The organism is Arthrobacter sp. 05L417, from assembly GCF_056397865.1.
The window spans coordinates 24,004-44,279 of record NZ_JBFTOG010000014.1 but is presented as its reverse complement, the minus strand read 5'-3'; the positions used below and the strand labels follow the sequence as shown (position 1 = coordinate 44,279).

The following is a 20,276-nucleotide window of genomic DNA, read 5'->3' as shown; positions in this document are numbered from 1 at the left end:
CTGTCTGCTGGGAACTCGGGTGTGCTTGTCACAGGATCCGCACGACTGGCTGGGCTTAACCTGGGGCCTGGTTATACGAATTACCAGCCCGGAAAACTGTAGCTGTCATCACATCCGGCGTCAATGGCCGGGCTGCGGACTAGAGTCAGAACATGCCCGCGAACTTACCTCCCGGCCTGCCGATCGTTCCCGACGGCGATGCCCCTGGCGGCCAGCGCATTTCCTCCCCGCTCCCTGGGGCGGGTGCGGTCTCGTTCAATACCGTTCCGTTCGAGATGTCGCCGGAAGACTTCGAGGCGGCCGTCAGCGATGCCCTGCTCCTCATCCCGGACAAGGCGGCCCGGGCCATGGACAACGTGGCCATCTTCATCGAGGACGACTACATCCCGCAGCCCGGGGACGCACCGGACACCGTACTCCTGGGCCTGTATGAGGGCGTGCCGTTGACAGAACGGGACTCTTGGTGGGATGCCGGTTCCCTCCCGGACCGGATCACCATTTTCCGGCAACCGATCCTGGATATCTGCGAATCCCGCCAGGAAGTGATCGACGAGGTGGCCATCACGGTGATCCATGAGATCGCCCACCACTTCGGCATCGGCGACGACCGTTTGCACGAACTAGGCTGGGGATAGCCTTGTAGGCATGGGGCACGATCACGACCACTCGCACGGCGTCACCGCAACCGGAAAGCATCGGAAGCGGCTGATCGCTGTCCTGGCCATCACCCTCGGAGTGGTCCTCGTCCAGGTGGCGGGCGCCGTCGTCTCCGGTTCGCTCGCGCTGCTGGCTGACGCGGGCCACATGCTCTCCGACGCCGCCGGCGTCTTCATCGCGTTGCTTGCCGCCTGGATAGCCACCCGGCCGGCGAGTGATCAACGCACCTACGGGTACCAGCGCGCCGAGGTCCTGGCCGCGCTGGCCAACGCCCTCATCCTGATCGTGATCTCAGTGGTGATCTTCATCGAGGCACTCCGCCGTTTCGGGGAGGCACCGGAAATCCGCACCGACGTCATGCTCTTTGCCGCCATTCTGGGTGCTGTCGCCAACCTGGTCTCGCTCCTCATCCTGCGCGGAGCCCAGAAGGAGAGCCTGAACGTCCGCGGAGCCTACCTCGAAGTCCTCGGTGACCTTTTGGGTTCGTTCGCTGTCATCGTGGCTGCGATTGTCATCATGGTCACCGATTTCCGGGCGGCAGACCCCATCGCCTCCATCCTGATCTCGCTCATGATCCTGCCCCGGGCCTGGCACCTGCTGCGCGACGTGGTTGATGTCCTGCTGGAGGCCACGCCCAAGGGTGTCGAAGTCAAAATGATCCGCGAACACATCCTCTCCGTTGAGGGCGTGGTGGCCGTTCACGACATCCACATCTGGACGATCACCTCGGGCGTTCCGGTCTTCTCGGCCCACGTGGTGGTTGAGGACCGGATCCTGGACGCCACCGGTGCCGACCGGCTCCTGGACCAACTCGGTTCCTGCCTCGGCTCGCATTTCGACACCGAGCACTGCACCTTCCAACTGGAACCGGCCGGCCACTCGGCGCACGAAACCCACCAGCACGCGTAGGGGCCCAGCCTAGCGGGGCTGGATGGCCACCGTCCCCGTGGCGCCATCCACCGTGACCGTATCGCCTGAACTGATCCGGGAAGTGGCATCCGGGACGCCCACGACTGCGGGAATCCCGTACTCACGGGCCACGACGGCTCCATGGGAGTTGGGCCCTCCCATCTCCATCACGAGCCCTCCGGCGGTCAGGAAGAGGGGCGTCCAGCCGGGATCCGTAGAGGGGGCCACCAGGATTTCTCCCGGTTCGAGATGCGCGCCCACCGGGTCCATGATCACCCGGGCAACTGCCGTCACCGTTCCCGCCGAAGCCGGGGTTCCCAGCAGCGTGCCGTCCGGCAGCGCGCCATCCGACGCTGCGGCCCCCGACGCCGGAGCCCCAGTCCCGCTGCGCAGGAAACCGGCGGGCAGGGCTTCCGGCTCGGTGCCGTCGGAGAGCAACACACGTGGCACATGCCGGCGCCTGAGTTCAAGGTCATAAGACTCGCGCCGCCGTGCCACCAACTCGTGGAGATCCGTGCCATCCAAGCCGCGGCGGGCGTCGTTGAAATCCAGGAAGAAGACGTCGCCCGCGTCTCCGATGACTCCCGCTTCCGCCAAGGTCTCCCCTACTTCCGAAACCTGGGCGCGGACCGCCGCGAAGCCAAGCACAAGGTGGTACTTGGGAAGCTCGCGGAGTCCCGCAAACATGCGTGTCCGTTCGAGTGCCATTTTCACGATCCTGGCGTGGAGCGGACTCTTGGACCGCGCACGGGCCACCAGAACGGCGAGCTGCTCCTCGGCGTCGTGGGCTGCTTTTTCGAACTGTTTGTCCGGCGCAAGGCGGGGATCGTCGAGGCGAAGGTAATTGACCAGGACTCCGATGATGTGGGTGGGGTCGTCGGACCAGCGGGGCATGCCCAGGTCGATTTCCGCGACGGCCCGGTGCCCATAGTCGCGCAGGAACGAGGCCAATTCCGATTGCGCGACTGCGGGCAGCCCGCCGTCGCGGTAGCTCCGCGCGAGCACAGCGGGATCGCCGCCGGTAAAGGTCTCCGCTGAAGCGGGGTCGTCGCGGATGCTGGTCGAGAGCCGCCACAGGGCAAGGTCCATTTCGGTGGTGACGTTGTTGGGCAGTCCGCGGATGATGGTTTGTAACTCACCCCAGGAGGCCTGTTCGCCAAGTATCTTCCGGACTAGCCCCATCATCGCGAAGCCGAGCGCTACCGGGGGCAGGATATTGGGCAGTATGGGGAACAATTCCTCGCGCAGTATCCGCTCGGCGTGGTCCAGCTTTTCACGAGGGGTCGCATCGGCGGGGACTTCATGCGTGGCCTTCAGCTTCCCGCCCAGCCGTTCCACCTTGTCGAGGGCAACGTCGGGTCGAAAGAGCGCCCGCAGCAGCGTCTCGGGGAGGCGGAAGCGGAGCACGATCGGCCCAACGTGCCTGAGCAGTTTGAAAGGCGTCTTGCTGGTGACGGCGAACCGCGGGTCGTCGAACAGGGCGCGTACGATGGCCGCCGAACGTGCTTCCATGACGTCGAAAATCCTGGGCACAATGGCGCGCCCGGCCTTGCTCCGGAGCACCGAAGTGAGGTCAAAATAGATCCGTTGTCCCGCCTCGTAATAGGGCGAAGGCCCGTCCCGCGGCTCGGTGACCCGGAATCCCGCCGCGCCGGCCACCGAGGACCCCATGAGCCTGATGCCCGCGAGGCCCATGGGAGTCAGGGGACGGGTGAGGCCCTGGGCGAGGCTGAAGCAAAGGTATGCGTGCGGGCCGGGGACTGCGGGTTGCCGGGTCATTTGCGGGTAGAGCGTGGTGATGGGGCGCGCTTGGGTGAGCCACAGTTTGCCGTCGCCATCGATGGCCCATTCAGTGTCCTGCGGTGCTCCGTAATGCTCCTCGACGCGCTGGCCGAGGACAGCGAGCGCCCTGATCTGGGAGTCGGCAAGGCAAGCGTCCCCGGCGGTTCCGCCTTCGGTTCGCGGAGGCGCGCCGAAGGTTCCGGGCGAATCGAGCCTTTCGGTCCCGCCGCCAGGAATGGAGCGAATCACCAGTTTCCGGTCGCCGATCCGTCGTTCCGTGATCCTGCCGGTGAGCGAATCCACCACAAAGTGGTCCGGATTCACGGCGCCCGAGACGACGGCCTCACCAAGCCCGGGATTGGCGTCGATGACCGCCTCGCGGCGCCGCCCGGTCACCGGATTGGCCGTGAACAACACCCCTGCAGCCTCAGCGTCCACCATCCGTTGGACGACGACGGCGAGCGTCACCGTGGCGTGGTCGATCCCGTTGCTTGACCGGTAGCTGACTGCCCGGTCCGTCCACAGGGAGGCCCAGCACTTCCGGACGGCCTGCAGCACGGCGTCGGCCCCCACGATGTTCAGGTAGGTGTCCTGCTGTCCCGCGAAACTCGCAAAGGGCAGGTCCTCGGCGGTGGCGGAGGACCTAACGGCCACCGGGGCTTCCGGGCCCAGTGCGGAGTAGGCCAAGCGAACGGCACGTTCGACGTCGGCGGGCATGCCGGCGTCGAGCACTGCTTCCCTCGCGCGGGCCGCGAGGGAAGCGAGCCCCTCAAGGTCGCCAGGTGCCACGGCCTCAAGGCCGCGGAGAAGGTTTGGGAGCGCTGACTCGGGGCTTCCATCGGGCTGAAGCGCGCGCCGGTAAGCCTCGGTGGTCAGGCAGAATCCGGGCGGGACCGGTAGTCCCGCCCAGATCATTTCGCCGAGATTGGCAGCTTTGCCGCCGACTTCTGGAAGCATGGTTGCCCGGATCCGGCGCAGCTCGACGATTAAGGGCGATGCTTCCCCGGGCTGTGCGTGCTCCGCCATTGCCGTCCGCCTGCGTCCACCGGTCCTTGGGCTTGCCTGCTATGCGGCGCCGAGCATGGGACCGAATTTGACGCGGTCCGCCAGCCTGGGATCCTCGCGGTCGGGAACAACGAGCACGGGCCCTTTGGCATGGTGCAGGACTCCGTCCGACGTCGATCCGAGGAGCATTCCTGCGAAGCCGCCCCGCCCACGCGTACCCAGCACCACGAGTTCGACCCCGCGGCTCACTTCCACGAGGACTTCCACGGGCGAACCATCAAGGAGTTGCGTTTCCGCCGGGAGCTTGGGGAAGTGGCTCTTGAGCCACGCCAAGCCTGCGTCCAGCTGAACCCTGATGTCCTTGAAGAGTGCCTCCCGGTCCAGGGGTGCCGGAACCCACGCCAAGGAGCCGCTGTACTCGGGGACGGCGCAAATAACGCGTAGCTTCGCGCCCATGCGTTGGGCCTGCTCTGCTGCCTCCAAGACGGCGACGCGGGCCTGTTCCGAGCCGTCCACGCCCACCGCGACCACATTCTCGACAACGCGGGAGCCTGCCTTCGCACGCTCGGCCTTGATGTGCTTGTCTTCTGTGGTTTCACCCAATCGGTCCGCGCAGAAGAGCGGGACCGTCACGGTGGGGCACTTGGAGTGCGCCGGCAAGGCACTGCTCACGGAGCCCAGGAGCCTGCCCACGAACCCTCCGCGTCCCCGGGTACCGAAGACCAGGAGCTCGGCCGTTTCGGACAGATCGAGCAGCACGCCGGAGGCGTCTCCGTTCTCCACCGAGCCATCGACGTCGATGGCGTAGCCGGAGACCTTCTCAAGGGCTTGCTTGACTATTGCTTCCGCACCGTCCCGGATAACGGAGTCATCCACTGTGGCATAGCCGCCGTCCAGGCCGGAAGCCGCGAAGATGGGCACGGAGTAGGCCGTGACTACATGCAGGGGAAGCTGCCTGCGTTCGGCCTCGCGGGCGGCCCAAATAAGGGCGCATTGGCCGTGTTCGCTGCCGTCAACGCCCACCACAATTCCGCCGGGGGCAATGGATGATTCCTCGCCGTTGCCTTCGGTCTCTGGTTCATGGCTCTCAGAGTGTTTGCCGTGCTGGTCCATGGGGCCTGCCTCCTCGCACTGCTGGCTGATGTTGCGGCTATTCTGCCAGAGGCCGCGCCCACAACGTGTTTCTCGCTTGAATGCAGTGAGTTGCGGTCTCCAATGCTCACTATTCTCGTTTGCAAGGGCCGAATCAAGCCGGAAGAAGCCCATGTGGAAACCCGCCAGGGGCGTGGAAATCTGCCGAACCGTGGCGCGAAAAACGCGGCGGCAGACATGCCGATGCGGGGGCTATCCACCACGCGATTTCTTCTGTAATGTTCGAGGCACTGGTGACCGGGGATCGTGTTTTTCAACACATCAACGGCCATCATTCGCGACCGCTTGGGGACCCGGACGCCACCCCGGTGTTGCTTCGGCAACGCACCTTCAAAGAGGAGCCAAGCTGTGTCAACCATGCCTGCTGCGAGTACGGAACGCACCACCACCGTGGTCATCGGTGCCGGCATGCCCGGCCTGGCCGTGGCAAGCGAGCTCAGCCGCTACGGCGTAGACGCCATCGTGGTGGACGGGATGTATGTCCCCGGACCTTTGCAGGCACTCAACACCGGCATCCTGCAGCGCTGCGACGCCGCCGACGCCGCGTGCCTCCAGGAGCGCAGCGAAATCCTGAGGCACCTGCGCAATTACGCAACCAGTCACGGCCTCGACGTTCGGAGCACCACCCGGGCTGTCCGCCTCGATCGCCTGGACGAAGCTGCCGTGGGGACCGTGATTTCCGGATCGGTAGTTTCAGGCTCCTCGGGTGTCTCCTCGTACCAGTGGGCCGTCCACACCGCCAACGGAGTGCTGCTGGCCGACCACGTCGTTGTCACCCGCTGCGGGCAGAGCCAGTTGCGGCGGATGCTTGCCGAGCTTGGCATCGCCATCGGCCAGAACCTTGTCGCGGCCATGCGCGCAATCGGAATGTACTTGGTTGGGGTCGGCGAACTTGCCACACCCACACCAAAGGAAGTCTTGCGCCAAGCCAAGGTGGTGGGCCAGGCGATTTCCGCCAAGGTCCACCCGGACAGCGTCCACGGGGCCCTGACGGGTACCTTTGCAGCTATTCCTGCCCTGGCCTAGAAAGAGTCCGCACAGAAAACCGAGGTTTGGGCGGACTCCTATGAGTCCTTGGAGTCCTCGTCCCCGGCAGCATCGTCGTCCCCGGCAGCATCAGAGTCACCGGAATCATCGGCATCCCCGGAATCCGCACCGGCCAGCCGGCGCCGTGCAGTGATGCCCAGGAAGACCAGCAGGCCCGCGGCCACCACCGCGAAGACCACAATGCTCCAGGGGAACGGCTGGGAGGCATCGGGCACCTTCTCGGGCGTCGTCGTCGAACCCGGCGCCGCAGTCCCGGCCGTGGGCACCTCCACCGAAGGTGCCGTGCTCGCAGAGCCGCCGCCCGCCGTCGTACTTCCTGCTTTGGCGGTGAAGGTGAAGGTGCCTTCGATCGGGTGTGAATCCGAACTGACAACTCGCCAGATGACGGTAAATACCCCGGCAGGAGCGCCAGGACGCAGCTTCTGCGACACCACGGCGTCCACAATCTCGACGGAACCATCTGCCCAGTTCTGGCCTGAGGCGTCGTTCACCCGGATCTGTGAGCCGAGCAGGAGCGGCCGGTTGTTGAAGGTGATGGACACGGAGTCCGGGACGCTGGCAACCGTTGAGCCGTTGGCCGGTGACGTTGACTCGGCGACGTCGTGCGCGAAGGCCGGTGCCGCCGAGAACAGGGCGGCAGAGAAAAGAACCGCTGTGGCAGCGACGACGACGGCCAGCAGCTGGCGGATAGGGCGCATGAGCGAATGACTCCCTTGGTGTTGGATTCCTTACAGACTAGGCGAATTCGTGGGAGGGCCGAAGCCGCGGGCATAGGATTTGAGAGCACACTTCCCCGATCCCCGGAGACTTCCATGCTCAAGCAGGGCTCAGCCATCGACCGCTACTTCAAGATTTCGGAACGCGGATCCAACTACTCGCGAGAAATCCGAGGCGGCTTCGCGACGTTCTTTGCCATGAGCTACATCGTGGTGCTCAATCCTTTGATCCTCTCCGGGGCGGACTCGAGTGGCGCTTCCCTTGGCTTCGCCGCCGTCGCCGCCACCACGGCCTTCGTAGCCGGCATCCTGACGATCCTCATGGGAGCCTGGGCCAAGCACCCCTTCGCCATAGCTACCGGGCTTGGCGTCAACGCCTTCGTGGCAGTCACGATCGCCTCACATCCGGGCCTGACGTGGCCGGACATGATGGGCCTGGTGATGCTTTCGGGCCTGACCATGCTGATCCTGGTGCTCACGGGTTTCCGGACCGCGGTCTTCAAAGCGGTACCTGAGGCACTGAAAACCGCGATCGTGGTGGGCATCGGCCTCTTCATCGCGCTGATCGGCCTGGTCAATGCAGGCTTCGTGCGCCGAATCCCGGACGCCGCCGGCACCACGGTCCCGCTGGGCCTGGGCGTCGACGGGAAGCTGCTTGGCTGGCCCACCCTGGTATTCGTCGTCGGCCTTGTGCTGACCATCGCATTGGTGGTCCGCAAGGTGCGTGGCGCGATCCTGATCGGCATCATCGTCTCCACGGCCCTCGCGGCCATCCTGGAATTCACCCTGCACATCGGTCCGAGTTTCGATGGCAAGACCTACAATCCCCGCGGCTGGTCCCTGGTTGCGCCCAAGTTCACCGAGTGGGCCGCTCCGGACTTGTCCCTGATCGGCAAGGCGAACCCCCTCGGCGCGTTCCAGCATCTTGGCATCATCGCCGCCACGCTTCTGGCATTCGTGATCCTGCTCAGCATCTTCTTCGACGCTATGGGCACCATGGTGGGCTTGGCCAGGGAAGCAGGGAACATCGACAAGCACGGAAACATCCCCAACGTGGACCGTGTCCTGCAGGTGGACGCGCTCGGCGCAATCATCGGTGGCGGCTCGTCCGTGTCCTCCAACCAGATCTTCGTGGAATCCGGTGCCGGCATCGGCGAAGGTGCCCGCACCGGCCTGGCTTCGGTGGTGACCGGCCTGCTGTTCCTGGTGGCCATGTTCTTCACCCCGCTCATCAACCTGGTCCCGTTCGAGGCCGTCGCTCCCGCCTTGGTGGTGGTTGGTTTCATGATGGTGTCCCAGGTAGGCAAGATCCACTGGCAGGACTGGGGCCTTGGCATTCCCGCGTTCCTGACCATGTCCCTCATGCCTTTCACCTACTCGATCGCCAACGGCCTGGGCGCAGGGTTCATCTCCTTCGCACTCATCCGCACCTTCCAGGGCCGGGCCCGCGAAGTCCATCCGCTCATGTGGGCCGTGGCCGCGGCGTTCCTGCTGTTCTTCGGGATCGGCCCGGTCGAGGAACTCCTGGGCGTCAAGTAGGCCTTTCCGGAATACCGGACACCCGCGGCGTGCAAGCCGTGTTTTTCGGTACCGTCATGCGCTGAGCTTGAATCATGGAGATTTCCCCCGCTATCGCCGATGTCCGCCCGATGCCGTGGACCGGCCGATTCGACGGCGACGGCGATGAGCACCGCCGCTGGTGGCAGGCCGTGGCGCCCCACACTCCCGATGCAGCCGCCCCTGGCGCGGCGGGAGCGGGCTCCCGGCCCGCCGTCGTCGTGGGCTTCCGCAGTGACGAGGGCGTGCGGCGCAACAAAGGCCGTGTTGGCGCGGCGGCCGCCCCGGAGGCGATCCGGCATGCTTTGGGTCCGCTGGCTTTCCACCTGGACCGGGACGTGTTCGACGCCGGAGACGTCGTTGTGGAGGACGGCTCGCTGGAGGCGGGCCAGGAGCGCGCGGGCCGCGTGATTTCGGAATTGCTCGACGCCGGCAAGCTCACGGTGCTGCTTGGCGGCGGGCACGAAACTGCTTTCGCCAGCTACCTGGGCGTGGCTGGCTCGGAGGCCGTGAGGGGCGGCAAGCGCCTCGGAGTCCTGAACCTGGACGCGCATTTCGACCTGCGGGATGAGCCTGTGCCGAGCTCGGGCACGCCGTTCCTGCAGATGGCTCGAGCGGAAGCCGCCGAGGGCCGCGAACTGAACTACGCCGTCGTCGGAATCTCTGAGCCCAACAACACGCGCACCCTCTTCAAGACGGCGGACCGGTTGGGCGTGAAATACCTGCTGGACGAGGACTGCTCCGCCGAGGCCGTGCACAATTTCGTGGCGCAGTTCCTGGACACCGTTGACGTGTTGTACCTGACGATCGACCTGGACGTGCTGCCGGCGTCGGTGGCTCCCGGGGTGAGCGCGCCGGCGGCCTATGGCGTGCCGCTACCCATCATCAGCGCCGTGTGCAAGCAGCTTGGCGCGAGCGGCAAGCTGCTGCACTTGGACGTCGCCGAGCTCAACCCCGAGTTCGATATCGACTCGCGGACCGCCAAGGTGGCGGCGCGCTTGGTGAACACGCTGCTGGCGTAGGCGTTCCCCGTAACGCCCGGGCCACCCAACTGGCTCGCATTTGTTGTCGTTATGAGCCCTCAAAACGACATTAAGTGCTAGTTAGTTGGGCAGAGGCGCGGCAGTCGGGCCGCCGCGCGTGAAGCCGGCTCAGCCGACGGCGCGGAGCCTGACGGCGATGAACTGACGGCCGGGCAGCTCCAAGCGGAAGCGTCCTTCTGCTGCGTCCGGCAGGGTTTCAATGGTCATGTTCCAGGTGTCGATGATGTCCACCTCGTAGCGGCGGCCGGCGGGCATGACGAAGTTCCGGTACGTGGGCTGGTTGAAACCGAAATAGCTGATTTCGTACTCGTGCCGGATGCCGGCGGTGGGGACGTCCCAGGCGCTGGGCAGCGGCTCGAGGAATCCGCCCGGGGTTTCCTCGAGGATGCGGCGCAGGAAGGCGATCCGCTCCGGGCTGCTGCCATGGAATTCGCCACCCTTGGCCCACCAGAGGATGTCCTGGGAATGCATGTAGGTTTCGCCGTGGCCCACGTAACCGCCCCGGACGGCCCCTTCCCAGAACCGCCGGGTCATTTCCTCGCCGGTGATGTTTCCCCAGCCCTGGTCGATGTTGCCCTCGTAGGCGCATTCGTCGATGACCACCGGTTTCTGCCAGCGCTCCCGCCATTCCCCGGTGAATTCGGCCGTCTTGTGGACGTCCTGGCGCTGAATGCTGCTGTGCGTGATCCACGGCCGGGAGTAGTCATAGAACGCATGGCAATTGTGGATGGACAGCAGGTGCCCGCTGGGATCGTTGGCCTGGACGATGCCCGCGAAGCGTTCCCAGTCCTCGGTGGTCTTGCGGAACAGGAGATCGTACTCGTTGGCCAGGGACCACCAGATGTTCCGGTGCGAAGCCAGCCGGGCCACGACATATTTCAGGTAGCGGTCATCCTGGCCCGGGCTCATCGTGGAGAAGCCCCAGCGGTCGTAGGCGTGGAACAGGATCAGGTCCGCCTCGATCCCCAGCTCCTCCAACTGCCCGATCCTGTGTTCCAGGTGCCGGTAGAACTCCGGGTTGGGCCGGTCATAGTCGAAGCCGGCAGCGAGCGATCCTTCGAAGGGGTAGAACTCCGGTTCGTTCTCGTTGAACAGGTAGGACTTCGGAAAAACGCACATGCGCATCTTGTTGAACGGACTAGCCGCCAAAGTATCCAGGGTCTGCTTCTCCAGCGCGTCGCCCTGGTGCGTCCACGCGTAGGACGTAGTGCCGGTGGGCAGGTACGGGGTGCCGTCTTCGTAGGCGAAGTGGAAGGTTTCGGCCACCCGGACCACGCCCTTCGCCCCGGCAACCGCCTCGCCGGCCGTGAACGCGCCGGCGACGCCGTCCAGCGAGCGCGCGTTGCTGGTGGTGGTGAACGTCCACTCCCCCGGGCCCGGAATCAGGAGCCGGACCTTGTAGCTCCCGTCGCCGTCATAGAAACCGGGCACACTGAGCGTGTCACCCGACGGAGAAGTGAACACGGCCTGGAGTTCGACGTCGGTGAACGGGTTGCCGTGCGAGGGACCGGCGAGGGTGAGCTCGAAGCGCTCCCGAGCGGCCGCCGTCGTCGGGTACTCCGCCGCTGCGCTGCCGCGCACCACCGAGCCCGGCTCATACTCCCCCGCCGGCGCGGGAAGATCGGCCGCCGCCTCAGCGGCCCGCTGGGCAACAAGATCCTCGGGTTCCAACTCGCCGAGGAGGCGCAGGATTTCCGCGGTTTCCCCGGGCTTCCCCTGCAGGGCGCCCTCGGTTCCCAGGATGGTGCCCACCTCGTGGAAGTAGAGCGTGTGCAGCGCCGGGCTGTTCACAAGCGTGGGGACGCGTTCACTCAGGATGCGGTTGCCTTCGGCGTGCCGCATCACGAAGTACAGGGGGCTTTCAGCGGTGAAAGTGGTCATCTTTGCCTTCTCGGTTCAGTGTTCTCAGGTCAGTGTTCTCGTGGAGCAAGGGACGGGACGGCAGCGCGTGTGCCGCTCAGTGCAGACAATGCGGAGCCGATGTCTTCCTTGATGGGCGCTGGAGTGAAGATCAGCCCCTGGTTCAGGGACGTCTGGCGGTACCACACGGTGTCCTTGCGGAATTGGGCGGCCGCGCCGGGATCGTGCGCGTCGATGGCCTGCCAGACTGCCGCATATGCCTCGGGATCGTCCATGATGGCGGACAGCGGCGAGTCCAGGGACACCGCACCGTGCGCCGCGGCAGGAGCGGCGTCGGGCACGTCCCAGGAGTACCGGCCGGATCCCACCTCGAACTCTTCGGATCCGTCCGGCAAGGAAACGACGGCGGTAGTCCCCGGAGGCACGACGGCTTCCACGAGGATCCGCTCGCCGGAACGTTTCCAGGCCACGCTGGCCAGGCCGTACGGCGTCTCGTGTGAGGTGCCGGCATTCTGCAGGCTGCGGAGCGGACGCGGAGCGATGTGCTGTTTCCGGTAGCCCGGCGCAGCAGGAGCCAGGCCGGCAACGGTCCGGTGCATCCAATCGGCAATGGCACCGAGCGCGTAGTGGTTGAAGGAGGTCATTTCGCCGGGGTTGACCGTGCCGTCCTCCAGGATGGAGTCCCAGCGTTCCCAGATGGTGGTGGCGCCCTGGGTGACCGGGTAAAGCCAGGAGGGGCATTCGGTCTGGGTGAGCAAACGCTCGGCGGCCTCCATGTGCCCGGTGACGGTGAGGGCGTCCGCGATGAGGGGCGTGCCGACGAAGCCGGTGGCGATCCTGTAGCCGCCCAGCCGAACGAGTTCGGCGAGCCGGTCACCAAGTGCCTGGCGCTGAACGGGATCCGTGCTGATCCCGAACATGAGTGCCAGCGAGTAGGCCGTTTGCGCATCGGAAACAATGCGGCCGGAGGGCGTGACGTATTCGGCGAGGAACGCGCTGCGCACGTCTTCGGCGAGAGTTGAGTATTTGCCGTGGTCGTCGTCGGCGCCCAGCACGGCCGCGGCCTTGGCCGTGAGCTCGAGGGAACGGAAAAGGTAGGCGCTGGCCACGATGTCTCCATGGGTGCGGGCGGCGCCGGGCTTGTCCGGCGGTGCTGCCGGGTCCAGCCAGTCGCCCAGCTGCATTTGGCCCTGCCACAACCCGGAGCTGTCGCGGACGCGGAGCAACGCATCGGCCCAATCGCGCATGCTTTGGTACTGCCGGCCCAGCAATCCGCGGTCGCCGAAGCGTTCATAGAGCACCCACGGAACCACGGTGGCAGCGTCACCCCAGGCGGCCACCGGCGATTCCAGCATGCCGAGCACCGCCGGAACGACAATGGGCACCACGCCATTACGGTGGCTTTGCTCGATGGCGAGATCCTGCAGCCAGGAGCTGAGGAACCCCAAGGAGTCGTAGAGGTAGCTGGCCGTCGGGCTGAAGACCTGGATGTCTCCGGCCCACCCCAGGCGCTCATCCCGTTGCGGGCAGTCCGTGGGCAGCGCCAGGAAGTTGCCGCGCATTCCCCACAAGGCATTCTCGTGCAGTCGGTTCAGCATCGGGTCCGAACACTCGAACCAGCCGGTGCGGCGCATGTCGTTGTGGATGACGACGGCGGTGATCGCCGCCGGGTCCAGCTCGCCTGGCCAGTTGTCTACTTGTGCATAGCGGAACCCGTGGAACGTGAAGCGAGGCTCCCATTCCTCCTCCCCGCCGCCGGCGAGCGTGAAGCTGTCCGTAGCGGCAGCGAGGCGAAGCGGACGAAGGGACAGTTCACCTTCCTCCAGGACCTCAGCGTGGCGGAGCGTGATCCGATGTCCTGCATCGCCGCTGACCCGGATCCGCAGGCGTCCGACCAGGTTCTGGCCGAAGTCCAGGACGGTGGCGCCGGAAGGCGTGGTCAGGACTTCCCTGACAGGCAGTTCTTCGATCCGACGGACCGGAGGCGCCACGGCGGGAGTTGCTTCCACCCATGACTTGGAGTCCGCAGCCCTGGAATTCACTGCTCCGGAGTCCAAGGAAGCGGGAAGCCAGTGCGAATCGTCGAAGCCCGGCGATGACCAGGAGGCCTCGATGCGCCGCGCATCGAAGGCTTCTCCCGCGTAGATGCCGCTGGAAACGAGTGGGCCCGCTGTGGTTCCCCGCCAGTCCGGTCCGCTGGCCACGGTTTGACGTGTGCCGTCGGCGTATTCGAGATGCAGTTCCACTTTGACGGCCGGTTGCTCGCCGTAGATCGGCTTGGCGAAGCCGTGGAAACCGTACTTTTCCGTGTACCAGCCTCCCGCGAGCCACACACCAATGGCGTTGGCCCCCGCTTGGAGGAGCGCGGTGACGTCGGTGGTTTCGTGGTTGAGACGGTCGGCGTAGGCAGTCCAGCCCGGTTTCAGAACCTGGTCATCCACTTCCGAGCCGTTGATTTCGGCCTGGTACACACCATGCGCAGTCGCGAACAGGGTGGCTTTGGCCAAGTCCGGGCCCACCGTGAATTCGTGCCGCAATTGGCCGGGCTGTCCGAGCGGAATCTCCACTCCGGCAAGGAAGGGCAGCCCGATTGCCTTGGCCTGCCACGGCCCGTCAAGGTAACCCCCCACCAAAGTCAGGGGTTCGCTCCAAGCGGTTGTGCCGCCGTCGTTCCCCGAGACCCGCACCTCGACTGCCACCTGCTCCCCGGCGGCGATGGCCGCAAAAGGCCACTCCACCAGCACCGATTCAGGGCCTTCGTGCACTGCCGACTCGACAGCGCCCGCGCGGGTCAAGCGCAGTTCGGCACGGGCCTGCTGCCAATCTGTGCCGTCCGTGGCGACGACCCAGCTGAGCCGCGGCCGCGGATTGGCCACGAAGGAGGTATCAGTCCGGTACTCAGCGCTGAACCGGCTGACAGAAGTCTGGCGGAGACCTGCTGGCTGCGGTGCCAGGGAGGTTGATGTCACGGATGGGCCTTTCGGAAAACGGTGGGTGGGTGGGCGCTGGAGTTCCTAGTGTGGTTCGCGGCCTTCGCTACGGAACCAGTCGAACGTGACCGTGCCGCGGCTCGCGAAGACGCCGGAAACGCGTCCCGTGAAGGAGGCTGCGGTTTCCGCCGAGAGGTAGCGGCCGTCCAGTTCGGCCAAAGTGAGCAGTTCGCCTTCGACAACTGCCTGGAGGGCGATGGTGTCCGAGCTCAGGTGCCCGAATCCCGCGCCGGATTCCGGCTGGCGGGTTTCGATGCGAAGTTCCAGCGGCCCGGCGGGAACCTGTCGCGTCCAGCTCTGTTCGATCGAAGAGATCCGGGCCCTTGCTGTGAGGGTGGTCCCGTTCAGTTCGATGGAGTAGTGGTGGGCCTCGTCATAACGGACGGCGAGGCCGCCGGCGTTCCCTGGTTCCTCGGACGATCCGGTGTCCACCAGGGCAGAGATGGTCTCCACCTGGTACCGCTGGCGGCGGCCCAGGAAGGAAGGCCGGGGATCATCCAGGCCGGTGCCGTCGCTGACCAGGGTGAGGCGCCCGGGGTTCTTCTCGGTGGAGGCGAACGTGCCGGGGAATCGCCGGACGGCGATCCAGCCGCCGTCGAGCTCCGAGTCCGCAAAGTGGTCCTCGAATTTGCCGCTGCCGGGGCGGGGGTTGAGGATGACCGGTTCGACCACCGGCCAGCCGTCCTCCCACGTGACCGGAGTGATGAAGGTTTCCCGGCCCAAGGCGGAGAAGGCCCGGGTCATGCCCTTGGGCCGCATGCCCAACAGCACCATGGCCCAGCCGCCGTCGGACGTCTGCACGAGGTCGCCGTGGCCGGTGTTCTGGATGGGACGCTCGGTGCTGCGGGCGCTCAAGATGGGGTTGGCCGGGTTGCCCTCGAAAGGACCGGCCGGCGACGTCCCGCGGGCAATGCTGACGCTGTGTCCGCGCTCGGTGCCACCCTCGGCGATCATGAGGTACCAGTAGTCGCCGTGCCGGTACAGATGAGGTGCTTCGGGGAACATCAGCCCGGTACCGGACCACACGCTCCGGGGCTCCTCAACGGCCTTGCCCGCTTCCAAATCCACGCGGACCTGGAGGATGCCGCCGTGCTCGCCGATGTTCCCGGTGACCGTGTCGAGTCCCGAGTACGTCATGTAGGCGGTGCCGTCCTCGTCCCAGGCAAGGTCCTGGTCGATGCCGATGGCTCCCTCAATGACGAGTCCGTCGCTCCACGGGCCGGAGGGGTTCTCGGCCGTGAACACCAGGGTCCCGCGTGCCATCGCGTCGGTGACAGCGACGTAGAAGAGGCCGTCGTGGAAACGGATTGTGGGTGCCCACGCGCCTCCAAGGGTCGGCACGTCCGTTGAGTCGAGCAGCCCTTCCCGGTCCACCACGTGGCCGATCCGGTCCCAGTTGACCAGGTCGGTGCTGTGGTAGATCGGGATGCCGGGGAGGTATTCGAAGGTGGAGGTCGCGAGGTAGTAGTCCTCGCCGACCTTGACGATGCTGGGATCGGGGTTGAAGCCCGGAATCAGTGGGTTAGGGAAGTTCATGCAGCACCGTCCTGGTTTGAGTCGGTCTGGGTTGCGTCGGTCAGGGTGAGAACGGTTTCGAGCGGCAGATCGCTGACTGAGGTGCCGATGCGGAGGCGGTAGCCACCGGGTTCGTACGTCCAGCCGTTGTCCCAGTAGGCCAGCAGCCTGGTGGGCACGTCGATTGCCGCGGTGAGCGTTTCGCCGGGTTCGGCCCACACGGGGGCGGAGGCGACGAGCCAGCGCACGGGACGGTCCACGACGGAGCCGGGCCGTTCGGCATAGACCTGCACCACTTGCTTGCCGGCGCGGTTGCCGGTGTTGGACAGCGTTACGGTCAGGGGCACGACGGCGCCGGGCACCGTGATCGCGGAGGTGTCGGTGCCGGGCGCTTCGGCGGCGTCGAGGGTCCAGTCGGTGTAGCCGAGTCCGTGCCCGAATTCGTAGGCCGGTTCCGTCCCTGCTTTGAGCCAGGCCCGGTAGCCGATGTGGATGCCTTCGGTATAGGCGAGTTCCCCGTTCGCGTCCGGGGTGGTGTTGATGACCGGGACGTCCTCCTGGGTGGCGGGCCAGGTGGTCGGTAGCCGTCCGCCGGGTTCGGCCGCGCCGGTGAGGATGTCGGCGAGGGCGGTGCCGAATTCCTGCCCGCCGAAGTACCCGATGAGGGTCGCGGCGACCTCGTCACGCCAGGGCAGCAGCACCGGGGACCCGGAGTTCACCACCACGACGGTGCGCGGGTTGGCCGCCGCGACGGCATGGACCAGGCGGTCCTGCAGGCCCGGAAGCTCCAGGGTGGTGCGGTCGTAGCCTTCGGATTCGACGCGCGAGTTCGTACCGACCACGACGACGGCGACATGCGCCGCTTTCGCCGCTTCGACGGCGTCGTTGATGAGGGCCTCGGGGTCCGTGTTGTCCGCTTCGAGCCCGATGGTCACAGCCAGGGCATTGCCCAGGGCGCCGGTGCGCCCGGCGAGGTCCAGTTCCACCGTCACTTCCAGCGGAACGCCCGCCGTGGCCGCGACCGGGACGGAGGCCGAGGGCGGGGCCAGGAACGCAGCGCCCAGGTCCGTGCCCGTCGCCTCGATGGATGCCTCATGCGCAAGGACCCCGTCCACGAAGATCCGCCCATGCCCCACGGTGGAGAAGCCCAGACGGATGGTGCCGGTCTCCTCCGGCGTGTAGTGGGTGTGGAACTGGACCATGGAGGACTCCGCGATGGGGGCGTCCCCGCCGAACCAGACCAGCGCGGTGGAGCGGCGGTCCTCCGCGAAGAGTTCCTTTCCGGTGGACGCAAAGAAGCGTACCCGCAGCCCAGGGCCGCCGGTCACCGGGTTGGCGAGCTGCTCGAGGGGCAGTTCGGCGATGCCTTCCTGCACCACCGCGCCCACGTTGTAGCTGACGTTCTCCGGGCCGAACGCTTCACGGATCCCGTCCAGCGGGGTGACGATCCTTTCCGGGACCACGGTCGCGGACCCGCCGCCCTGGGTCCTGGCATGGCGGGCATTGTGCCCGATCACCGCGACGCTGGTGACAGAGCCGGGAGCCAGCGGCAGCACGCCGTCGTTCTTTACCATCACGGTCCCGGCCACGGATGCTTCCCGGGCGAACGCGACCGGATCCTCCCGGTCCACCGGCTCCGCTGCCACGGGTTCGAAACCTTCCAAGGCGCCCACCCGGGCGGCGAGCTGCAGGATCCGCAACACCTTCCGGTCAACCGCGGCCTCCGAAACAGTTCCGCACTTCACCGCCAGCACGAGCGCCGAACCCCAGGGCCCGTCCGGACCCGGCATCACCAGGTCCTGGGAGTGCTTCGCGCTTTCCACGCTGCGCACCGCGGTCCAGTCGCTGATCACCACGCCGTCGAAACCCCACTCAGTGTTCAGCGGCGACTCAAGCAGCACGTTCTCCGTGGCCGTGGCGCCGTTGACCGAGTTGTACGCGCTCATCACAAGCCACGCCTTCGAGTCCACGATGGCCTTCTCGAACGCCAGCAGATACAGCTCCCGCAGGGCCCGTTCCCCCACCTTCACATCCACCGTGAACCGGTCCGTCTCCGAATCATTGGCCACGTAATGCTTCGGGGTCGCACCGACGCCGTTGCGCTGCACCCCGGCCACATACGCCGCCGCGAGCTCGGCAGTCAGGACCGGGTCCTCGCTGAACGCCTCGAAATGCCGGCCGCCCAGCGGGGAACGGTGCAGGTTGATCGTCGGGCCCAGCACGACGTCGACGCCCTTGCGGCGGGCCTCGACCGCCGACGCAGCCCCCAGACGGTCCGCCATCGCGGGATCCCAGGACGAGCTGATCGCCGTCGCGGACGGGAAGTTCATCGACGGCTGCCGCTCATCCCACACCTCACCACGCACCCCCGTCGGCCCGTCCGAGAACAACATCCGCCGCAGACCGATCTTCTCCACCGGCCAGGTGGTCCAGAAGTCCCGGCCCGTCAGCAACCGCACCTTCTCCTCCAGGCTCAGCTGGGCCAGGAGGGACTCAAGGCGTTGGTCGATGGTCTGGTCGGTGAGGAGTTCCATGGTGGCTTTCTTGTCTGTCTTGAGGGATGAAGTGTCGATGCTCATGCGGTGGCACCTGTGGTGACTGCGGCCCCGGCGGCTTCGCGCCGGGCGGCAATGATGTCCCGGTACCAGTACGCACTCCACTTGGGGATGCGGGCCTGGGTGCCGTAGTCCACGTAGACCAGCCCGAAGCGCTTGTCGTAGCCTTCGGCCCATTCGAAGTTGTCCATGAAGGACCACGCGAAGTAGCCGCGGACGTCCACGCCGTCGGCGATCGCCTCGCCCACCGCGGAAATGTAGCCGCGCAGGTAGTCGATGCGTTCGGGGTCGCGGACCTCGCCGTTCGGATCCACGTAGTCGTGGAACGTGACGCCGTTTTCCGTGACGTACAGCGGAAGGGAGGTGTACTCGGCGGCGACCCGCTTGAGTACCGCCTCGAGTGCCGCGGGCGTATTGGACCAACCGAACGACGACGGCGCAGGCTGCACATGCGTCCAGCTTGCCCCTCCCGGGGCTGCTTCGTCCGCGGAAACCAGCATGTTGGTGTAGTGGTTGATGCCGGCAAAGTCGCCGGGTGCAGAGATGATGGCCAGGTCGCCGGGCTGGACGAGGTCGTCGGCCGAGGCCCCTTGGCCCGTGGCGGTCAGGCCGTACTGGCCGTAGGCTGCGATGGTGGCGTCCGCGTAGCGACCCCGGTAGACAGGGTCCAGGAAGATCCGGTTGCTGACGGCGTCCCAGTATTCCGTAGCCTTGCGGTCGGCTTCGGAATCGCTGGCCGGGTTGAGGTTGCCGATGATATTGGTGATGCCCACTTTGGCCTCGGGGCGGCGGGCACGGAATTCGGCCAGCGCCAGGCCATGGGCCAGGAGCAAGTGATGGGCTGCACGCACCGCAAGGCGGTCATCCTTGAAGCCCGGGGCCTGCATTCCCCAGGAGTGGCCAAGGAAGGCCGCGCACATCGGCTCGTTGATGGTGATCCAATGCTCGGCGAGGTCGCCGAGGGCCTCGGCCACGAGTCCGGAGTACTCCGCGAAACGGTAGGCCGTGTGCCGGGCCGGCCAACCGCCGTCGTCCTGCAGTGTTTGCGGCAGGTCCCAGTGGTAGAGCGTCACGTACGGGGTGATACCGCGGGCGACGCAGCCTGCCAGCAGATCACGGTAGAAGCGCACGCCCTCGGGGTTGAGCGGACCGACGCCGGTGGGCTGCAGGCGGGACCACGACAAGGACAGCCGATAGGACGGGATGCCCAGTTCGGCCATGAGGTCGAGATCAGCTTCCCAGCGGTGGAAGTGGTCGCAGGCGATGTCTCCGTTGTCACCGTGGATGGTGGTGCCCGGCTGGTGGGAGAAGGTGTCCCAAATGCTCTGGCCGCGTCCGCCCTCGTTGACTGCACCCTCGATTTGGTAGGCCGCGGTGGCCACGCCCCAGGCGAAGTCGGCGGGAAAAGCGGCGGCCGGGGAGAGTTCCGGGCTCGCGGACAGTGGCGGCTGCGTCATGGGCTCGCCTTTCGTGTGTCTGTGTTGCTCT

Annotated in this window: 13 protein-coding genes; 5 read left to right on the top strand and 8 right to left on the bottom strand. The window is 66.2% G+C overall.

The features are described from left to right. The first annotated feature begins 152 nt into the window (after nt 1-152). Together AC1DJW_RS12440 and AC1DJW_RS12435 are read left to right on the top strand one after the other, a co-directional pair. Nucleotides 153-635 (top strand): metallopeptidase family protein, encoded by a 483-nt coding sequence (locus AC1DJW_RS12440; RefSeq protein ID WP_284754690.1) that lies wholly within the window; start codon nt 153-155, stop codon nt 633-635. A 10-nt stretch (nt 636-645) separates the two neighbouring features. Then, complete coding sequence (locus tag AC1DJW_RS12435; protein WP_390281578.1) at nt 646-1,566, top strand: cation diffusion facilitator family transporter; 921 nt, start codon at nt 646-648, stop codon at nt 1,564-1,566. 9 nt (nt 1,567-1,575) lie between these two features. Here the strand turns inward: AC1DJW_RS12435 and AC1DJW_RS12430 are convergent, their stop codons facing one another. Then, nucleotides 1,576-4,374, bottom strand: coding sequence for a PEP/pyruvate-binding domain-containing protein (locus tag AC1DJW_RS12430; RefSeq protein ID WP_476901549.1), 2,799 nt, complete (start codon nt 4,372-4,374; stop codon nt 1,576-1,578). 39 nt (nt 4,375-4,413) lie between these two features. Beyond that, nucleotides 4,414-5,466, bottom strand: a complete 1,053-nt coding sequence (locus AC1DJW_RS12425; protein WP_284754696.1) for a universal stress protein — start codon at nt 5,464-5,466, stop codon at nt 4,414-4,416. Between the two features lie 396 nt (nt 5,467-5,862). Between AC1DJW_RS12425 and AC1DJW_RS12420 the strand changes: the two genes are divergently transcribed. Further along, nucleotides 5,863-6,531 carry an FAD-binding protein gene (locus AC1DJW_RS12420; RefSeq protein WP_476901571.1) on the top strand — a complete coding sequence of 223 codons (669 nt, stop codon included), beginning with the start codon at nt 5,863-5,865 and terminating at the stop codon, nt 6,529-6,531. A gap of 38 nt (nt 6,532-6,569) precedes the next feature. Here AC1DJW_RS12420 and AC1DJW_RS12415 read toward each other — a convergent pair whose 3' ends face one another. After that, entirely contained in the window at nt 6,570-7,250 is a 681-nt protein-coding gene (locus AC1DJW_RS12415; protein ID WP_476901548.1) for a copper resistance CopC family protein, read from the bottom strand. 114 nt (nt 7,251-7,364) lie between these two features. Between AC1DJW_RS12415 and AC1DJW_RS12410 the strand changes: the two genes are divergently transcribed. Both AC1DJW_RS12410 and hutG read left to right on the top strand, forming a co-directional pair. Further along, complete coding sequence (locus AC1DJW_RS12410) at nt 7,365-8,807, top strand: NCS2 family permease (RefSeq protein WP_284754700.1); 1,443 nt, start codon at nt 7,365-7,367, stop codon at nt 8,805-8,807. 74 nt (nt 8,808-8,881) lie between these two features. Continuing rightward, a complete protein-coding gene (hutG, locus tag AC1DJW_RS12405; RefSeq protein ID WP_476901547.1) occupies nt 8,882-9,847 on the top strand; it encodes a formimidoylglutamase in 966 nt (321 codons plus the stop codon). A gap of 129 nt (nt 9,848-9,976) precedes the next feature. Here the strand turns inward: hutG and AC1DJW_RS12400 are convergent, their stop codons facing one another. From AC1DJW_RS12400 to AC1DJW_RS12380, 5 genes are read right to left on the bottom strand one after another with little or no spacing between them, the layout of a single operon-like run. After that, on the bottom strand, nt 9,977-11,749 hold the full coding sequence (locus tag AC1DJW_RS12400; RefSeq protein WP_476901546.1) for a DUF5605 domain-containing protein: 1,773 nt from the start codon (nt 11,747-11,749) through the stop codon (nt 9,977-9,979). 29 nt (nt 11,750-11,778) lie between these two features. Continuing rightward, on the bottom strand, nt 11,779-14,697 hold the full coding sequence (locus AC1DJW_RS12395) for a family 78 glycoside hydrolase catalytic domain (protein ID WP_476901545.1): 2,919 nt from the start codon (nt 14,695-14,697) through the stop codon (nt 11,779-11,781). A 45-nt stretch (nt 14,698-14,742) separates the two neighbouring features. Further along, nucleotides 14,743-16,254, bottom strand: a complete 1,512-nt coding sequence (locus tag AC1DJW_RS12390; protein ID WP_476901544.1) for a glycoside hydrolase family 43 protein — start codon at nt 16,252-16,254, stop codon at nt 14,743-14,745. Beyond that, a complete protein-coding gene (locus AC1DJW_RS12385) occupies nt 16,251-18,767 on the bottom strand; it encodes a beta-glucosidase (protein WP_476901570.1) in 2,517 nt (838 codons plus the stop codon). Before AC1DJW_RS12385 ends, AC1DJW_RS12390 begins: the two co-directional genes overlap by 4 nt. A gap of 41 nt (nt 18,768-18,808) precedes the next feature. Next, nucleotides 18,809-20,245: a GH1 family beta-glucosidase gene (locus tag AC1DJW_RS12380; protein ID WP_476901543.1), complete on the bottom strand. Its 1,437-nt coding sequence runs from the start codon at nt 20,243-20,245 to the stop codon at nt 18,809-18,811. Between the last annotated feature and the right edge of the window lie 31 nt (nt 20,246-20,276).